The organism is Variovorax sp. OV084 (assembly GCF_900111625.1).
GTDB lineage: Bacteria > Pseudomonadota > Gammaproteobacteria > Burkholderiales > Burkholderiaceae_C > Variovorax.
Map to the genome: position 1 here is coordinate 1 of NZ_FOII01000038.1, position 17,361 is coordinate 17,361.

General features: G+C 63.0%; 10 protein-coding genes and 2 pseudogenes. 5 read left to right on the forward strand and 7 right to left on the reverse strand.

Annotated elements, in window-relative coordinates:
• From BMW87_RS35680 to BMW87_RS34135, 3 genes and pseudogenes are all read right to left on the reverse strand, one after another.
• Positions 1-408, reverse strand: a 408-nt coding sequence (locus BMW87_RS35680) for an ESPR domain-containing protein (RefSeq protein WP_256217038.1), incomplete at its 3' end; no start/stop codon positions are given.
• Between the two features lie 320 nt (positions 409-728).
• Positions 729-1,297 (reverse strand): annotated as a pseudogene (locus tag BMW87_RS35685) (IS3 family transposase); the annotation flags it as partial.
• Positions 1,298-1,354: 57 nt separating this feature from the next.
• A complete protein-coding gene (locus BMW87_RS34135) occupies positions 1,355-2,893 on the reverse strand; it encodes an IS3 family transposase (RefSeq protein WP_093082927.1) in 1,539 nt (512 codons plus the stop codon).
• Positions 2,894-3,141: 248 nt separating this feature from the next.
• On the opposite strand from BMW87_RS34135, the gene BMW87_RS34140 reads away from it, so the two are divergent.
• Positions 3,142-6,144 (forward strand): transglycosylase domain-containing protein, encoded by a 3,003-nt coding sequence (locus BMW87_RS34140; protein WP_093082930.1) that lies wholly within the window; start codon positions 3,142-3,144, stop codon positions 6,142-6,144.
• A 430-nt stretch (positions 6,145-6,574) separates the two neighbouring features.
• On the opposite strand, the gene BMW87_RS34145 is transcribed toward BMW87_RS34140, so the two are convergent.
• The 3 genes from BMW87_RS34145 to merR all read right to left on the reverse strand — a co-directional run bounded on the left by BMW87_RS34145 (position 6,575) and on the right by merR (position 8,980).
• On the reverse strand, positions 6,575-7,558 hold the full coding sequence (locus BMW87_RS34145) for an IS5 family transposase (protein WP_093082933.1): 984 nt from the start codon (positions 7,556-7,558) through the stop codon (positions 6,575-6,577).
• 419 nt (positions 7,559-7,977) lie between these two features.
• On the reverse strand, positions 7,978-8,226 hold the full coding sequence (locus BMW87_RS34150) for a hypothetical protein (protein ID WP_093082936.1): 249 nt from the start codon (positions 8,224-8,226) through the stop codon (positions 7,978-7,980).
• Between the two features lie 346 nt (positions 8,227-8,572).
• Entirely contained in the window at positions 8,573-8,980 is a 408-nt protein-coding gene (gene merR, locus BMW87_RS34155; protein ID WP_093082938.1) for an Hg(II)-responsive transcriptional regulator, read from the reverse strand.
• Between the two features lie 73 nt (positions 8,981-9,053).
• Between merR and BMW87_RS34160 the strand changes: the two genes are divergently transcribed.
• The gene (locus tag BMW87_RS34160; RefSeq protein ID WP_143062671.1) at positions 9,054-10,175 is read left to right on the forward strand and encodes a hypothetical protein; all 1,122 of its coding nucleotides are present in this window, start codon (positions 9,054-9,056) and stop codon (positions 10,173-10,175) included.
• A gap of 364 nt (positions 10,176-10,539) precedes the next feature.
• Here the strand turns inward: BMW87_RS34160 and BMW87_RS34165 are convergent, their stop codons facing one another.
• Complete coding sequence (locus tag BMW87_RS34165) at positions 10,540-11,040, reverse strand: helix-turn-helix domain-containing protein (protein ID WP_218149818.1); 501 nt, start codon at positions 11,038-11,040, stop codon at positions 10,540-10,542.
• 485 nt (positions 11,041-11,525) lie between these two features.
• Between BMW87_RS34165 and BMW87_RS34170 the strand changes: the two genes are divergently transcribed.
• The 3 genes and pseudogenes from BMW87_RS34170 to BMW87_RS34180 all read left to right on the forward strand — a co-directional run.
• Positions 11,526-13,058 (forward strand): sensor domain-containing diguanylate cyclase, encoded by a 1,533-nt coding sequence (locus BMW87_RS34170; RefSeq protein ID WP_093082943.1) that lies wholly within the window; start codon positions 11,526-11,528, stop codon positions 13,056-13,058.
• A gap of 260 nt (positions 13,059-13,318) precedes the next feature.
• A complete protein-coding gene (locus tag BMW87_RS34175; RefSeq protein ID WP_093082945.1) occupies positions 13,319-16,651 on the forward strand; it encodes a bifunctional diguanylate cyclase/phosphodiesterase in 3,333 nt (1,110 codons plus the stop codon).
• Between the two features lie 492 nt (positions 16,652-17,143).
• A pseudogene (locus BMW87_RS34180) lies at positions 17,144-17,361 on the forward strand (site-specific integrase); the annotation flags it as partial.

Genomic DNA, 17,361 nt, shown 5'->3' on the forward strand with positions numbered 1-17,361 from the left:
TCCCGTCCCGACGGTCGTGCCTTGCGTTCCTCCCGCCGAACTGCAGGCGATGGCCGCACCCGTGGCCACGCAATCCGCCGCGGCCGGCATTGACATCGTGGCCAGAGCCAGTGTCACCGCTGCGCCTGCCGCGCCGGCAACGGCGTGTGCTTTCGAATGACCGCGCCCCAGTTCGGATGCAACGGTCCAGAGAGCGAGTGCGTCGTTCCAAACGACGCGGAATACCTTATTCATATCGTGAGTCCTGATGGTCGAGAGCGAATGGCGCACTGGCATGAACTGCGTGCGCGGCACGGGTGTGGCTGGTGCTGTGTGCCTGCCCGACCCGGGGGCGGACTCTAGTGCAACTGATTGCAAATTCGCTAAACAAAAGTTCGCGAATGCCCGGCGCAATTCGATTTCGGCCATGAACGCCAACTCGTTCACATTTGTTTGCTTTTATTGGCCTTGAAAATGGAATTCACTCGCTCATTTTCCATGGCAATCGCCTCGCGTCATCGAGGCGCGAACGAGAGCTTAAAGAGGCTCACGCCTCCGCCAGCCACATCGCCTTCATCGTTCTCGCAACCCCCCAGTACTGTTGATCTCCCCTTCGAAGTGCCCCAATTTTCCATGAGTCCTTGATCTGCATGCAGCACGCAACCTGCCTGATGAACAACGGCCGAAAGACATTGCGGCGGGTCAGCCCTCGATGGAAACTCGGATCAATCGAGTGCGGAAACTCACAGCCTGGCCAGCGAAGCCTGCAGCCGGCGGTAGCCATAGCAACGGTGGTTGCGCTCGAAGATGTCGGTGAGGGTTCGACGCACCTCGGCGTACTTGTCCGCAGCATCGAGCCGGGCTCGCTGGTAGAAATAGGAACTGCGTGCCAGGCCCACTCCGTCGAGCAGTTCCACGAGGGTGTATGTCTCAGGGCATCAACCAGCAACATCAATCGTCGGATGTCGCGTCGCAGGGCTTCGAGTTGGCGCTCCAGGTCCTCCCGTTCCGGGCCTGGCGGTAGATCGTGTTGGCGCTTCATGGATGCTGGGACCTCACGGTCGACTAGCTGGTTCTTCCAGTACAACGTTGGCCTGCACACGCCCAGCTCTTGGGCCACGGCTTGTGCACTCTCCTGGCGCGTGCACAACCCGATGACAGCTGCCTGCTTCATCGCTGGCGGCCGCGCTATCGCGTTAGATCGACCGACAATGCGCACGTGCAGCTCGGGGTGCGATTCGTGATTCCAGGAACGCAGCGATTCGCGTACCGGATAGCCCAACGCCTTGATGGTGAATGCAATGCAGCGTCCATGATTGTCCGCGCCGAAGTAGAACTGAGCCACCGGGGGTGCGGATAAAAACTTGGACTGGTTTTATGCCGCAAGTCCAAGACTCACCCTGTATTCGATCGGGCTGAGGGCCCCCAGGGAGATCTTGATCCGCTTCTCGTTGTACCAGCGGATGTACGAGTCGACCATTTCAATGAACTGCTCGATGGTCGTGCCCTTCCAGTCCCGAGGATAGAACAGTTCGTTCTTGAGGCGACCGAAGAAGCCTTCGCGAGCCGCATTGTCCGGAGAACAGGCCTTGCGGGACATCGAGCGGATGAGGTTGGCATCGCTCATTCTCGATAGCCAGCCTGGCCAGCGGTAGTGGCCGCCGCGGTCGGAGTGGACCACAGGCCGGTCAGCGGTGTCCGTCACCGTCTCGATGGCTGCATCCAGCATGGTGTTAACCAGCTCAGCATCCGGGCTCGTGCCAATGGTCCAGCTCACTACCATCCCGTCGAAGCAATCGATGATCGGCGACAGGTAAACCTTGCCGGCGGGGATCTGGAACTCTGTGATGTCCGTGAGCCACTTCTCATTGGGTGCCGCAGCCTGGAAGTCGCGGTTGATGATGTTCTCTGGTGCTGGACTGATCTCCCCCAGGTACGAGGCGTATCTGCGCTTCTTGTGCATTGGAACAACCAGGCGCTCCTGCTTCATCAGCCGCTGCACCACCTTCTCCGAGATGTTGACCTGCTGCCTGGTCAAAGAGGCCTGCAGCCTGCGGTAGCCGTAGCAACGGTGGTTCGACTCGAAGATCTCGGTGATGGACTGACGCACTTCGAGGTACTTGTCACCCACCGCTGCGCGGGCCCGATGGTAGAAGTACGAGCTACGTGCAAGACCCAACTGTCCAAGGAGCTCTGGCAAGTCATAGTGCTCCTTGAGGGCGTCAATCAGCAGTGTCTTCTCCCGGTTGGACAGGAGCTGCAGATCGACGCCCAGGCCTTTTTTTAACAGTTCATTGGCCTTGTTCAAGAGGTCCTGCTCAAGGCGCAGTTGCCTGACTTCGCGGCGCAACGCCTCAACCTCGCGCTCGAGCTCGTCGCGCTCTTGAGCCCGCGGGGACTGATTGGTGTGTTTCATGGATGCGGGTGCCTCACGTCCCAGAAGCTGGTTCTTCCAGTTGTACAACGTCGGCCTGCTCACGCCAAGCTTCTGAGCAACCACCTGCGCACTTCCCTCACGAGTGCACAGTTCGAGGACCGCCAGCTTCTTCAGTTGCGGCGGCCGAGGTGCACTGACGGCCCTGCCGACAACGCGCTGCCGGGAGTCGGGGTCCAGTTCATCAATCCAGGCACGCAGCAAATCGCGGCACGGATAGCCCAACGCCTTGACCGTGAAGGCGATGCAGCGCCCGTGCTCGGCGTAGTGTTTGACAGCCTGCTCCTTCTGAATTTGAGAATACTTCGGCTTCGAGCGCACGTAGCCGGACGACAGGTCCAGGCGCCCCTCGTACTCCTCATGCCAGCTCTTCAAAGAGTTCTTCGTTGGATAGCCCAACTGGCGGATAGTCGCCCCGGTGCGCTTGCCCAGCTTGATGTAGAGCGTGACCGCTCGGATGCGGTCTTCGTATGAATACATGAACTACCTCCAGGTAGTCCAAGTTTTCGTCCGCACCCCCATTGGCTCAGTTTCCGGTCGGCGCCAACACTGGTCGATGCGCCAGTAGAGCTCGATCACCTCGGCGTTGGCCACCCCGGGCCACGCGGTGCCCTGAGGCTGGATCGCCGGGCGGCCTCCCGGCCTCGTCATGCCCAACCCAAACGGCCGCGAAAGGTGCATCATCGTGGTGGACGAACCCACGGTGCAGACTGTTCGCGAGGCAGAGCATGGCATGGTTCAAGAAGCTTTTCTGGGTCGGCGCTGGTCTCGCCGTGGGGGGTGCGTTTGCCGTATTCGTGGTGGACGAATTGAAGACCTCCCGGCTGCAATCGGCCCTGTGGCGCGACCTCGCCAACGATGCCCGCTTCAGCGTCGACGCCGGTGCCAGCGATGCCATCCGCTTCCCTCACACCGGGCCTTATGACGAGCGGCTGGGCTACCACGATCTGCCCCACTACATCGAGCGCCTGCAGCCCCAGGGCTATGTCGTCACCCGCCAAGCCCGCATGTCGCCGCGGCTGATCGAGCTGCAGGAGTACGGGCTCTACGCGCCCTACCGCGAGAAAAACCAGGCCGGCCTGACGGTGCGCGACTGCCGCAATGCGGCGCTGCTGCACTCGCGGGTGCCCAAGCGGGCGTACGAGCGCTTCGAGGAGGTGCCGCCGCTGCTGGTGAGCGCCCTGCTGTTCGTCGAAGACCGCCACCTGCTGGACGCGGAGCCGCCGCAGCGCAACCCCGCGCTCGATCCGGAACGCTTTGCCAAGGCGGCGCTCGAGCAGGCGTTGCGGGCGGTCAGCCTGGGCCAGTCGGCAACGGGCGGCAGCACGCTGGCCACGCAGATCGAGAAGTACCGACATTCGCCGCAAGGCCGCACCGGGTCGGTAGGCGACAAGCTGCGCCAGATGGCATCGGCCTCGCTGCGCGCCTACCAGGACGGCGAGGACACGCAGGCGCGGCGCCGCCAGATCGTCGTCGACTACCTCGACACGGTGCCCTTGGCCGCACGCCCGGGCATGGGCGAGGTGCACGGCCTGGGCGACGGCCTGTGGGCCTGGTACGGGCGCGATTTCGGCGAGGTCAACCGCCTGCTCGCCGACAACGCGGAAGAAGCAGCAGCGCCCACCGACGAAGCGCTCCGACAGCAGGCCGAGGCCTTCAAGCAGGCGCTGTCGCTGATGATCGCGCAGCGCCGCCCATCGCAGCACCTGCTCGGCGACGGCGCAGGCCTGGCGCGGCTGACCGAGAGCTACCTGCGGCTGATGGCCGAGGCGGGCCTGATCACGCCCGCGCTGCGCGATGCGGCGCTGCCGCTGCCCTTGCACCTGCAGCCCCCACTGCCGCCCACGCCCCGCCCGGACTTCGTGCAGCGCAAGGCCGCGAGCGCGCTGCGCACCCACATCTCCACGCTGCTCGACGTGCCGCGTGCCTACGACCTGGAGCGCCTGGACCTCGACGCCGAAACCAGCCTGGACGGAGAGGCGCAGGCGCTGGTGGCGCGGGTGCTGGCCGGCCTGCGGACGCCCGCCGCGGCGAAGGCGGCAGGGCTGTACGGCTCCCACCTGCTCGACCCTGGTGCGGACCCGAGCCCGTTGATCTACAGCTTCACGCTGTTCGAGCGCAGCGCCGGAGCGAACTTGCTGCGCGTTCAGGCCGACAACATCGACCAGCCGTTCGACGTGAACCAGGGCGCGCGGCTGGACCTGGGCTCGACGGCCAAGCTGCGCACGCTGGTGAGCTACCTCGAGCTGGTGGCTGAGCTGCACGCGGGCTGGGCTGACTTGAGCACGGCCCAGTTGTCGGCGCTGGCGCCGAGCCCGCGCGACCCGCTGGGCGCGTGGGCGAAGCAGTACCTCCTGCGCGCCAAGGATCGCAGCCTTGCCCCGATGCTCGAAGCGGCGATGGAGCGCAAGTATTCGGCGAACCCGGGCGAGTCTTTTTTTACCGGCGGCGGCATGCATCAGTTCGCGAACTTCGAGCGCTCGAGCAACGGCAGTTCGATGACGGTGCGGGAGGGCTTCAAGCATTCGGTCAACCTGGTGTTCATCCGCCTGATGCGCGACCTGGTGCGCCACCGCATGTTCGGCGGCGCGTCTGACGCCGAGCGCCTGCTGAAGGACCCCTCCGCGCCGGGCCGGCGCGAGTTGCTCGCACGCTTTGCGGACCGCGAAGGCTCGGCCTTTCTCATCCGCTTCCACCGCAAGTACCAGCGCCAGTCGACCGCGGGCGCCGAAGCGCTGCTGTTGCGCGGCCTGAGGCCGTCGGCGCCGCGCCTGGCGAGCGTGCTGTTCACGATCGAGCCCGAGGCCAGCGACGAACGGCTCGACGCGCTTCTGGTGCAGCGGCTGGGCCGCGGCGCCGACTCGCCGCGCGCACTGGGAGCGCTGCGCAAAACCTACGCCGGCCTGTCGCTCGCCGATCGCGGCTATGTCGCGCGCGTGCATCCGCTGGAGCTCTGGCTGGTCGGTTACCTGCGGCGCCACCCGGGCGCCTCGCTGACCGAGGTGCTGGCCGCGAGCGCGAGCGAACGCCAGGAGGTCTACGCCTGGCTCTTCAAGACGCGCCACAAGAGCGCGCAGGACAAGCGCGTGCGCGAGCTGATCGAGCTCGACGCCTTCGCGCAGATTCATCGCTCGTGGCAGCGCGTGGGTTACCCATTCGCATCGCTGACGCCGTCGTACGCGAGCGCGATCGGCGCTTCGGGCGACCGGCCGGCCGCGCTGGCGGAGCTGATGGGCATCATCGCGAACGACGGCGTGCGGCTGCCCACGCAACGGGTCGGTGCACTGCACTTCGGGCGCGACACGCCCTACGAGACACGGCTGGAGCCACACAACGCGAGCGCTGAACGGGTGCTGCCCGCCGAGCTGACCGCGACGCTGCGGCGCGCGCTGGTCGGGGTGGTGAACGACGGCACGGCACGGCGTCTGAAGGGCGCACTGGTGGACGAGAACGGCCGCGCGATCGAGATCGGCGGCAAGACCGGCACCGGCGACCATCGCTACGAGCAAACCGGCCGCGGCGGACGGGTGATCTCGGAACGCAAGATCGACCGCTCGGCCACCTTCGTGTTCATGATCGGCGACCGCTACTTCGGCACCATCATGGCCTACGTGCACGAGCCCTATGCCGCTCGCTATCGGTTCACGAGCGCGTTGCCGACCCAGCTTCTGAAGTCGGTGGGGCCGCAACTGCTGCTCGTGCTCCAGCGCAGCAGGTGCCCCAGGGAATGAACCGTCCCCCCAGGCCTTGGACACTGTTTTAGGTCATGCCAGCGCAGCAGCGTACTTCGTCCGGTAGTCGACAGGACGCAATCCTCCTGTCCCGAACTTGATTCGATCCATCTTGTAGTAGCGGATCCATTCGTGACCTACCAAAGTGCCACACGCATTGCCAAAGTCGACGATGCGTAACTCCGGCTAGTGAGTCCGGGCATATTTCAACCATTTCCACTCCGGGTGTTCTTTGCCATTAGTGTCTGAGACAGCGCATTGAAGTCCGAGACGACGCACTAAGGATGGTCTGCAGAACGCGATTTTCGATCGCGGCTAAATGAATCGCGTGATGGCGAGCCATTCAGACGATCAGCCCCGGCATCGATCTTCTGCGCCTGACACCCATCACGTGGGCTTGGTGGGCCCGATTCGAGTGCTGCAGACGCACTCACCCCTCGGTCTGCATCAACCGCCTGCGCGCCATCCACAGGTTCGACAGCGCAAACAGCGTGACGATCTGCGCGGTGTTCTTCATCAAACCTCGGTAGCGAACCTTCGTGAACCCGAACTGCTGCTTGATCACTCGGAACGGGTGCTCGACCTTGGCTCGGATGCTGGCCTTCATCTTCTCCACTCGCTCGGCCACGAACTCGGGTTCGATGAACGGATTCAGCCGCCTGCGTTTGCCTGGGCGCATCGCCACGTGCCAGGTCGGCCCCGCGGCCTCCGCTCGCTTGTGCACGCCCTGGTAGCCCGAGTCACCGAATGCTGCGTGTTCCTCGCCATGCAGGAGCACACCGGCGACGTTGATGTCGCTGACGTCCGCCGCTGTACCCACCACCGTATGCACCAGGCCTGATGCGGCATCGACGCCAATGTGCGCCTTCATGCCGAAGTACCACTGGTTGCCCTTCTTGACCTGATGCATCTCCGGGTCACGTTCACCTTCAGCATTCTTGGTCGAGCTGGGTGCCGCGATCAGCGTGGCGTCCACCGCCGTTCCCGTGCGCAGCATCAGGCCCTTGGCCTGCAGGATGTCATTGACCACGCGCAGCATGTCGACGGCCAAGTCATGAGCTTCCAGCAGGTGACGGAATCGCAGGATGGTGGTCTCGTCGGGCAGACGGCTCGCGCCATCACCCAGGCCAGCAAACTCCCGATACAGGGGCACGTCGTGCAGCGCCTCTTCCATGGCCGGGTCGCTCAGTCCGAACCATTGCTGCAGATAGTGAATGCGCAGCATCGTCTCGATGGCGACAGGCGGGCGGCCAGTCTTGGCTCGCGGGCTGTGTGGCTCGACGATCTGCACCAGCGCGCTCCATGGAACCACCCGATCCATTTCATCGAGGAACTCGCGCTTGCGCGTCTTCTTCGTCGACAGGTTCAGACCCAAGCCGAGCTGGCTCGGCGGCATTACGCGTTTGGCAATCATGGGTTCAGATCATGCAAGGCTCAGGCCTGTTTTGCAGACCATCCCTAGGAATCCAACCACCGAACGCACCTTCGTCCGCCGCTGCCCGTGGCCGTGGCCCGCTCGCGGTGATCGAGGAACAGCCATAGTTCTCGCCCGAAAGACGCATCTGACGCACCTCTTCCCTCGTTGTAGTTCGTTTAATTCTGCTACAAAGTGGTGCAATCGGAAAAGCGAGCAGCGCTTGAGTTTTGGCACCCTCAAGACACATGCGCGAGGGGCCATCGCCTTTTTGATGGTGATTCAGGCCAACGAACGATTACGGGTCGTGCGCTGATCCAAGTTGCTGCGAAGGCCTTGGTCGCTCTGGGAATGGAATGTATTGATGAGCCCAGGGAACCGTGGACCAGATGCGAACGGAATAAGCTTGGGACTGTGGGTCAGGACTGTGGATCGGGATCTCGGGAACTCGTCGCCTGCGATACAGCCGGCAGGTACTTTTCGTGTCTCAGCATCCAGATGCACGCGGCCACGCGCAGCAGTCTCTCGACGCGAGCATCGTAGGAGATGCTGCGCGGATCTTCCTCACCGATCATGGCGGCGATGCAGTCCAGCGCAGCGGCCGGCGTAAATCCGACACCCGCGCGTGCCATGCTGACCGTCGTCGCCAAAACCTCTGTTCGATCCATCCCAGCCTCTCAGAAACCGGATTGCATGCACCCGCTTTTATTAACACTTTTATTTTAAATCACTGGCGCCGAGCTTGATCGCCGGATATCCCGCCGCAAAAACACGCTCAAGGAAACCATCACAGTGAGCACGCCCGACCAGAACCTCCTCATCACAAGATCGGCAGGCAGTGCTGGCACCTGATCCCAAGCAAATGCATCCTGGAGCGCCGTCCGATCACATGGAGCTCCGAGTGTGGGCACGGCATACTGAGTGTGCGGCCATCGAATCTCATCCGAATGCAGCATCCGGTTGCACCAGTCGCCCGTCCCGGTTCGGGCCCGAGACATCACGCGACCGGCGCTGCTATCGCTGCAGGGACACGATCAGGGGACATGGCGCTGCTTCGCGCCTTTCGCCGCAATCCCGGACCAACGCGGCCAATGTCGCCTCGATACGGCGCAGGTCCGCCAGCTTGGTCCTGACATCGACCAGTTTCTGTTGCGCCAGGTCACGCACGTCACGGCAGTGCGTGCCATCCTCCAGTTCGAGCAGGTGAGCCACCTCGCCGAGGCTGAATCCCAAGCGCTGCGCGGACTTGATGAATCGCACGCGCGCAACGTCCGCTTCGCCGTAGCGGCGGATGCTGCCGCTACCGAGCTTGTCCGGCGTCGGCAGCAGTCCCTTGCGTTGGTAGAACCGGATCGTCTCCACATTCACGCCCGCCGACGCGGCAAAGCCGCCGATGCTGAGATTGTCGCTTTTACTGCTCATCACTGTTGACTGCGTACTGCAGTACGGAGCTTAGGATCGTAAGCACAAACCCGTCGCATAACAAACAGCAACCGTGTTCCCACCGCAGATCGTCCAGCCCGCGTCAGTTCTTTGCGGCGAAGCGTACGAATCGCTCTTCCTGCTCAAATTTGACGAGCGCGGATTCAACCTTCGAAACCATGGTGAGAGCGAAGGCCATACCAATTTGCATTGGCCGCTGTGCGAGGCGATCGGCACCGAACCACGGGCGACCGCGCGGCGATATCCGGTCATTGCCGACTTCGATGCCAACGAATGCGTCGGGATAGAAATCGAAGCACTGACGCCTGCCATGGCAGCGACACGCGGCGATGAGGAAAGTTGGCCCATGCGGGTCGTGACCTCTCACCGTGATGCCGCTGTCGTGTACTCGGTGTTTCTGCGGCTGAACGCCGCAGGGGTCACGCGCGTTGCGGATTTTTCCAGTTGTCTCGAGGCGGTAGACTATGCGAGCGCCATCATGGCGCAGTCATGGAGCACAGGCCGTCGCTTACAGCGGGGCGGCACGATCTTCGATCTGCAATGCGTGGCCTGCGCCGAAGAGGAAGAGATGCTGTATCTGAGTCACAGTTCGCAACCCGGCATCCCAGCATGGGACAAGGACCCCGCGTCGGCATTGGTGTTCCACCGGCGCGCGACAGACCATCCTCCAGAGGTTTTGCAAGCGCTGCGCAGTAAGGCGCCCACGCACAAATGCTCGTGGCTGGCGTCCCAGGTGCTGTACTCGCGTACTGAGCAGTCGAGGCGTCCTGAAGCGGCTGGGATCCAGACAATGGAGGTTTTCATCGGGATGCCGACGGCGCTTGACCTGGACCCGTCGTTTGCAACGCTTCAGGTCAACCCCGAGTTTGTTGCCACGCTCTTGCGAATGCAGCGCCTGTGCGTGAACGCCTTGCTGTGCGAGATGCGCACGGAGACGACAGCGGTACGTTGGGGCTCGCGGGGTATCGGTGATGTTCCGAGAACGCAGCGCTGCGAACTGTTCGTGACGCCCACAACGATGCGTTTCGCACCCCCATCGTCAGATGCGAATCATCGCATCACCACCGTGACTTTGGATATCGCCGCGTTCGTGCGCGCGGTGCAGTCACATCGTTGCGAGGACGGGATTCTCGTGATCGACCTGCATGGGATTGCTACGTTGCGGGACGCCTGAGGTAGGCTAGCTTGCAGTTCGTCCAACGCGGCTTCTCGTGTAGGGCACTGCGTTAGGACAGGCGCGCATCGTGTACGGTGGTCGGCCTTCCCGGAGAACGTCCCGTCGGGCGCCTGCTTCAGTTCCAGCCAGCATGTCCACCCTTCAGGCAGGAACCCCGGCCGCTGGGGAGAATAGCGACGAGTCGCGCATGCACAGACAGGGCTGCAGATTCGTCTCGCCACGCCCTTGGTCTGGCGTCAACTGCACTGCCAGAGACGGAGACACTTCATTGAACTACTCTGAACTGTCGATTAAGTAGAAGGTTGCCCGTGCCTTCGCCATTTTTCATGTCGCTACTTGGAAGTGACCAGCGAAAGCTCGCTTAACGACCGCTTCGGGCGGAGGCTGTGTGAAAACACTTCGAGGAGTGGGACCAAGCGGAAATCACTTGGCTGAGCAACCGCTTCTTGGCTCGATCGTCCAATGCGCGATATGCTTCTAGTAGCAGTTGCTCATCAACCGACAGATCCTGTCGCAGTTGTTCGAACACCGCCTTCTGCACTGCGGCTCTGCCGGATTCCGGTGTCGTCGGAGCCGACGTTGGTATTCCGGTCAGCACATAAATCGCATCCAGCTTCAACTCCGGCTGAAGGCCGGCGAGGGCCAGCAGCTTGTCCTTGGGAAATGCGTTGCGCCGCTTTCGCTCGGAAAAAGCAGCCTTGCTCATGCCGAGGGCCTTGGCGACCTCTCCGTCGGCGGAAACGCCTAGCATCCGTTTCAGGCGCAGCAATTGCTGTTCGAACGCGTGCACTTCCATTCTTGGTGAGGTGGTCGGCGCTTGAACGAAGATCGATTCACTGGAATTCCTGGCGAGGTGCTGCACTTCATTCTCCTTCTTCGACGTCCTCGAGCCAGCCAACTGTACAGCGGCCGATGCGCGTCGACCCTACATAAGTGCCCGCCAGTGGCGATCCTCACGCGGTGCGTGCCCTTGCATGAGATTGATGAGGCACCCCGCCGATGCGTCTGTGCTTCCCTCCGGATTTCATGAGGAAGGTTTGCCCGCGCGCCGAGCGTTCACTGGCCTGCGCAAACTCGGAAGCAGCGATTTCTGTGCGCTGCTGCCGTGCTGCAATCCTCACCGCAGCACCTGCATGCCGGGTCCGCCGATGTCGACGGCCACGTGCGGCCCTGGGGGGTAGGGACTGCTAGCGAGCTGTGGCTCGGGAAAGTAGTGCCATCCACTTACGCCCCGCCCTCGTTCTGAACGGTGGACCAGCAGGCGCGAGACTCCTTCATTCACGGGACTCCAAATTGCCGTGAATGTGTCAAAGTCCGTTCATGGCCTTCTCACCGCAAAAGTAAGCAGTGCTGCGACGACCATCCATCACATCCAGGACGGTGGTCTTCGTGGCCATCGTGTGTTTGGGCTTGGTCGCGATAGATGGCTGGAACAGTTGGCAGTCTCGCCTGCTCCACCTGCGCCAGATGGGTGTGGCGACATCGAACCTCGCACAAGCCATGGCGCAGCAGGCAGACGATCAGATCCAGATGGCCGACACGGTGCTGGTCGGCCTCGTCGAGCGCATCGAATCGGATGGGACAGGGCCTGCCGAGGTCGCGAGGCTTCGCGACTTTCTCGCGCTACGCGTCGCGCAGCTTCCGCAGCTGGACGGGCTTCATATTTACGACGAGGCCGGCAACTGGGTTGCGAACTCCCGGCAGATCTGGCCGCAAAACCTGAACAACGCCGACAGAGAGTATTTCCAGTTCCATCGCGCCAATGTGAGCCGCGGGCCCCACGTCGGTGTGCCGGTGACGAGTCGAACCAACGGCCGGTCGCTGATTCCCATTTCGCGGCGCATCAACCATGCCGACGGCAGCTTTGCCGGGGTTGCACTCGCAACGATGAGGGTCGATTTCTTTGGGAAGTTTTACGACAGCCTCGATATCGGGCAGGCCGGCGCCTTGGGGCTGATACGCGAAGACGGAACGATGATCACCCGTCGGCCTTACAACCCCAGCGTGGTCGGGCGCGACATGCGCGGCAGCGACCTCTTTCAAGCCTACCGTTCGCAAGGACCGGTTGGAACAGCCTATATCCGGTCTGCGCAAGATGGGGTCCTGCGACTCAACAGCTTCCGACGCCTTTCCCACTATCCGCTGTTCGTCGCCGCTTCCCTTTCCAAGGAGGAGATCCTGGCCGACTGGTGGCGCGAAACGCTTTGGCATTCGGGAGGCGTCGTTCTTCTGGTGTTGGTCGTCGGTGCCGTCGGGTGGCGGCTGGTCAAGCAGTTCGAGCTGCAGATTCAAACGGAGGCGCAGCTGCGGCGGGCGCGAGATGCGTTGGAGACGCTGAACCAGACCCTCAATGCGCTCGCGATGGAAGACGGGCTGACCGGGCTTGCAAATCGCCGAAAGTTTGACGTCACTTTGGATACGGAATTCAGTCGTGCAATCCGGGAGGCGAGTACTCTGGCGCTGATCATGATCGATGTGGATTGCTTCAAGCAGTACAACGACATCTACGGCCACGCGGCGGGTGATGAATGCTTGCAAGTCATCGGGCGTACGGTTGCCGCTGTCGCTGCCAAGCGCCCAGGGGATCTGGCGGCTCGCTACGGCGGAGAGGAACTGGCGGTACTGCTGCCTGACACCGACGTACAGAGCGCGGTCCTCCTGGCGGAGCGGATTCGCAATGCAGTGCGCGATCTGAAGATCGCGCATGCGGGTGTGGCGAACGGCTTCGTGACGCTCAGCGCTGGTGTGGAGGCGCTCAGGCCTTCCACGTCGAGCGGACAGTCGAAGGAACTGATCGAAGCGGCCGACAAGGCCCTCTATCAGGCCAAGATCGAAGGTCGTGATCGCGTGTGTGCTGCGGCGCATCCGCCAGCTTCCTGAATAGCGCACCTGCGAGTTGGAACGCCTTCGCGCGAACCGATCAGAGCCGATGATGGTCCCCTCCAGGAGGAACCGCTTGCCGTTTGTTCCCTGGAGCGCAAGCATCACCCTGTTTGAATCAATCCTTATTACTTAATTCTGAATGAATCGTCCGAGTCAGACCTTGGCATCCTCGTGACGAATTCCGTGACGCTCCTGCGCTGCCTCTATATATTGCGGCAACGATGTAATGGCCTGAGCCAACAACTGGGGCAAGTCCAATGTCAGTGTCCATCTGGGTCAAGGTTCGCCTGCCGTTGGCGATTCTTGTGCTGGGCGTCGCGATCTCGATCGCGCTCGGTGTCTCTGTCCATCAGGAGATTGGGCGCAGCGCACGGATGCGCTTCGACGCCAACGCCCTCGACTTGGCGAGAAAAATCGAGGACCGCTTCGACGACTATGTCGCCGTCCTGACCGGGCTGCGGGCGCGGTTCAATACCCCTGAGGCCGTGACGCGAAGCGATTTCAGGAATTACGTCGCGGGGCTGAACCTGGCGAGCGCGTACCCCGGGTTTCAGGCTGCCACCTATGCACCCCTCGTTAGTGCCGACGAGAAGGGCGCTTTCGAGGCGCAGGTCCGCCGCGATGCGAGCCTCGGAGTCGGCGTGGCCTCCACTTTTGCCATCAAGCCATCCGGCGAGCGGGACATCTACTATCCGCTGCTCTATATCGAACCCCAGGCCGGCAACGAGATGCTGCTGGGCAACGACCTGGGCGCAATGCCTGATCGGGGGAATGCGCTCGAGCAGGGGCGCGACACTGGCGGGCTCGTCACCTCGGGTCGCAAGGTCCGCATTCCGGGGCGCGAGGCTGACATCGGATTGGCGATGCGGCTGCCGGTCTATCGCCCACAAACGCCGCTCGATACGCTCGAGCAGCGGCGCCGCGCCTACATGGGCTCGGTGGGTACAGGCCTGAGCATCGCCGGGATGCTGCGCGATGTGGTCAGCCCCGATCGCTCCCGGATGCTGCGATTGCGCCTTGCCGATGCCGGACCGGGCAAAGCGGCGATCGGAACGCGCGTCGAGGTCAGGTTTGTGACGCCCACGGCTTTCGACGAGCAGCAGTTGCTGTTCGACAGCGCCGCCCTGGTGAAGCCCGCAGTTGCGCTCGCCACGCCCGGGCACAGCCTCAGGCGCATGCTCGGCTTCGAGTTGGGTGGCCATTCCTGGCTTGTCGAGGTCGAGCAAGACGAAAGCGAGGTCTTCGGCCCGCTCGACAAGGCCATCCCGTGGTTCGTCGTTCTCGGCGGCCTGGCCACCAGCACGCTGCTCACGGCCATCGTCTTTTCGCTGACCACCTCGCGCAGCCGGGCCCAGGTCCTTGCAACCGAGATGACCGGCCACCTGCGCGTCAGCGAACGGCAGTGGAAGGACGCTCAGCACCTGGCCAACCTGGGCGGCTGGACCCTCGATCCCGAGACCGGCGCCCTCGAATGCTCCGAGGAAGCCCGGCGCATCCTGGGCTTCGCGGACGATCCCTCGCCACCGAACCTGTACGCGCTGCTCTCGCGTGTGCCGGCCTCGGAGCGCGCCGCAGTCCACCAGCAGATCACATGGGCCTGCGAGTCTACGCAGCGAAGCGAATTCGAGCACCGCCTGCGTCTGCCGGACGGCACCGAGCGCTGGCTCCACGTCATCGCGCAGTCGGGAGAACACGGGGGAAAGAAGCTGGTGCGCGGCACGGTGCGCGATGCCACGCGGCCGCGCAAGGATGCGTTGCGGCAGAAGCTCGAATACAAGGTCGCGCGGCTGCTGGCCGGCGACGGCAGGACCGAGACGGTGATCGCGCTGGCGCTGGAGGCGATATGCACCGAGCTGCGCTGGGACTGCGGCGCGCTGTGGAGTGCCAGCGAGGACGGCCTGGTTCGTTGCGACGCCGTCTGGCATGCGGAAGACAAGGGGCCTGCGCTGACGCAGTTCGCCGGCGACAGCCGGTCGCGCCAATACCGGCCCGACGAAGGTTCGTTGGGTCGCGCCTTGGGCATCGGCGGCGTCGTGCGCATCGATACGCAGGCCTCGCCAGCCCATTTCGCTCGCGATGCGATGGCCCGTGAGGCGGGGCTGATCACTGGCCTCATCGTGCCGATGGCCTCTGCCGATGCGACCACAGCGCTGGAACTCTTTGGCTCCGATCCGTCCGTTGCCGACACGGAGACGTTGGAGTCGCTGCGTGTGATCGCCTTGCAGATCGCTCAGTACAGGCAGCGCAAGCTGGCCGAGCACAGCCTTCGCTTCATGGCCAGCCACGACGAACTGACGGGGCTGCTCAATCGCTCCGCGCTGCAAAGCGAGCTCGATCGCGCCATCAAGCGCAGCAACCGCAGCCAGAAGCAGTTCGCCGTGATGTTCGTCGACCTGGACCGCTTCAAGCACATCAACGACACGCTGGGCCACAGCGTGGGCGACGAGATGATCAAGGGCTGCGGCCGGCGCCTCATGGCGCTGCTGCGCAATACCGATGTCGTGACGCGCTTCGGCGGCGACGAGTTCGTCCTGTTGCTGGAGGACCTGGACAGCGCGAACGGCGCCGCCGTGGTCGCCGAACGGGTTCTCGAGCGGTGCGCCGAGCCCTTCGTCATCGAGGGGCGCGAGTTGCAGGTCACCGCCAGCGTGGGCGTGAGCATCTATCCGGAGAACGGCGGGGATGCCGAAACGCTTTTGAAGAACGCCGACACCGCGATGTACCGCGCCAAGGAGAAGGGTCGCAACACCTACCGCTTCTACGCGGCGAAGATGAATGCGCAGAGCACCGAACAGCTGATGCTGGAAAGCGCGCTGCGCCATGCCCTGGATCGTGGCGAGTTGGAGATGTACTACCAGCCGAAGATGAACCTGCAGACTCAGCGCATCGTCGGCGTCGAGGCGCTGATGCGCTGGCACCATCCGATTCTGGGGATGATTCCGCCGGTGCAGTTCATCCCGATCGCCGAGGAGCTCGGCCTGATCGTGTCGATGGGCAAATGGGCGCTGGAGAAAGCCTGCGCCGACGCGCTCGCATGGCAGAAGCACGGCCTGCCGGAGGTGTTGACCAGCGTCAACCTGTCGCCGCGCCAGTTCGAAAGTCGCACACTCATCGCCGACATAAAGGCCGTTCTGGAGTCCTCGGGCCTCGATCCGTCGCTGCTGGAGTTGGAGATCACTGAGAGCGCGATGATGGCAGACCCCGAACACGCGGTGACGTTGCTGCGGACCATCCGCGACATGGGCGTGGGCCTCGCCATCGACGACTTCGGGACGGGATACTCCTCGCTGTCGTACCTGAAGCACTTTCCGCTGTCGACGGTCAAAATCGACCGAGCCTTCATCAACGACCTTTCGCAGGATGCGGACGCGCGCGCGCTCATCGACGGGATCATCACGCTCGCCCACGGGCTGCGGATGAAGGTGGTGGCCGAGGGCGTGGAGACGCCCGTCCAGTTCAACTACCTGCACAGCCGCGGATGCGACGAAGCACAGGGCTACTGGCTGTGCAAGCCAGTGCCTGCCGACGAGGCACGGGATTTCATGGCGCGTCACCTGCGCAATCGGATTGTTCCGTCGGTGGTGGCCTAAGGGCAGGCACTCGGGGCGTGAATGGAACCCGCGTTGCAAGCTACGGCCGGTGCGCAAGATGACGTCCCGAAGCGATCCGCGGATGCAGACGCCGAGCGAATTCTCTATAGCAGTGAACTCGGCCTCGGTGGAGGGGCCCACCATTGAACCTCGCCGCTGTCACGCAGTTGCGCCCGCCACTCAAGGCGCGTGATCCGTGTGCCGATGCGAGAGGAGAAGGTCTCCATATGCTCAAGCAGCCAGCACACGCTGCTGCAGTTGCTGAGCGGCGAGGGGAAGCTGCAATCCATCGTCGCAGCTTCGTTTGACGAAAACGAATCCGTGTTCAGGGAGGCGACGGCCACCTTCAACCTCCTGCACCCGTACTCGTAGTCGCCGAACCTGGCTCATTGGAAAAAAGATCGAATCTGTCAAATCCGGTGCACACAAAGTGCACACGAGCATCTCTAAGTATTTGATTTTTCTCAGGTTTCCGATTTATCCATCACCGACATGAAGGAGGTTCTGCGAGCGCCCCGGCGCTCCAAGGCCTTCACCCTCGATGCGCTCAAGACGAAGCTGGGCAAACTGAAGCTGAAGGACCTCACGCGCGAGCGGCTCATCCAGTTCGGCAAAGACCGCGCCAAGGAAGGCGCCGGTCCCGTCACCATCAGCATGGACATCGGCTACATCAAGCTGGTAGTTTCTCACGCGGCGGCCGTCCACGGGGT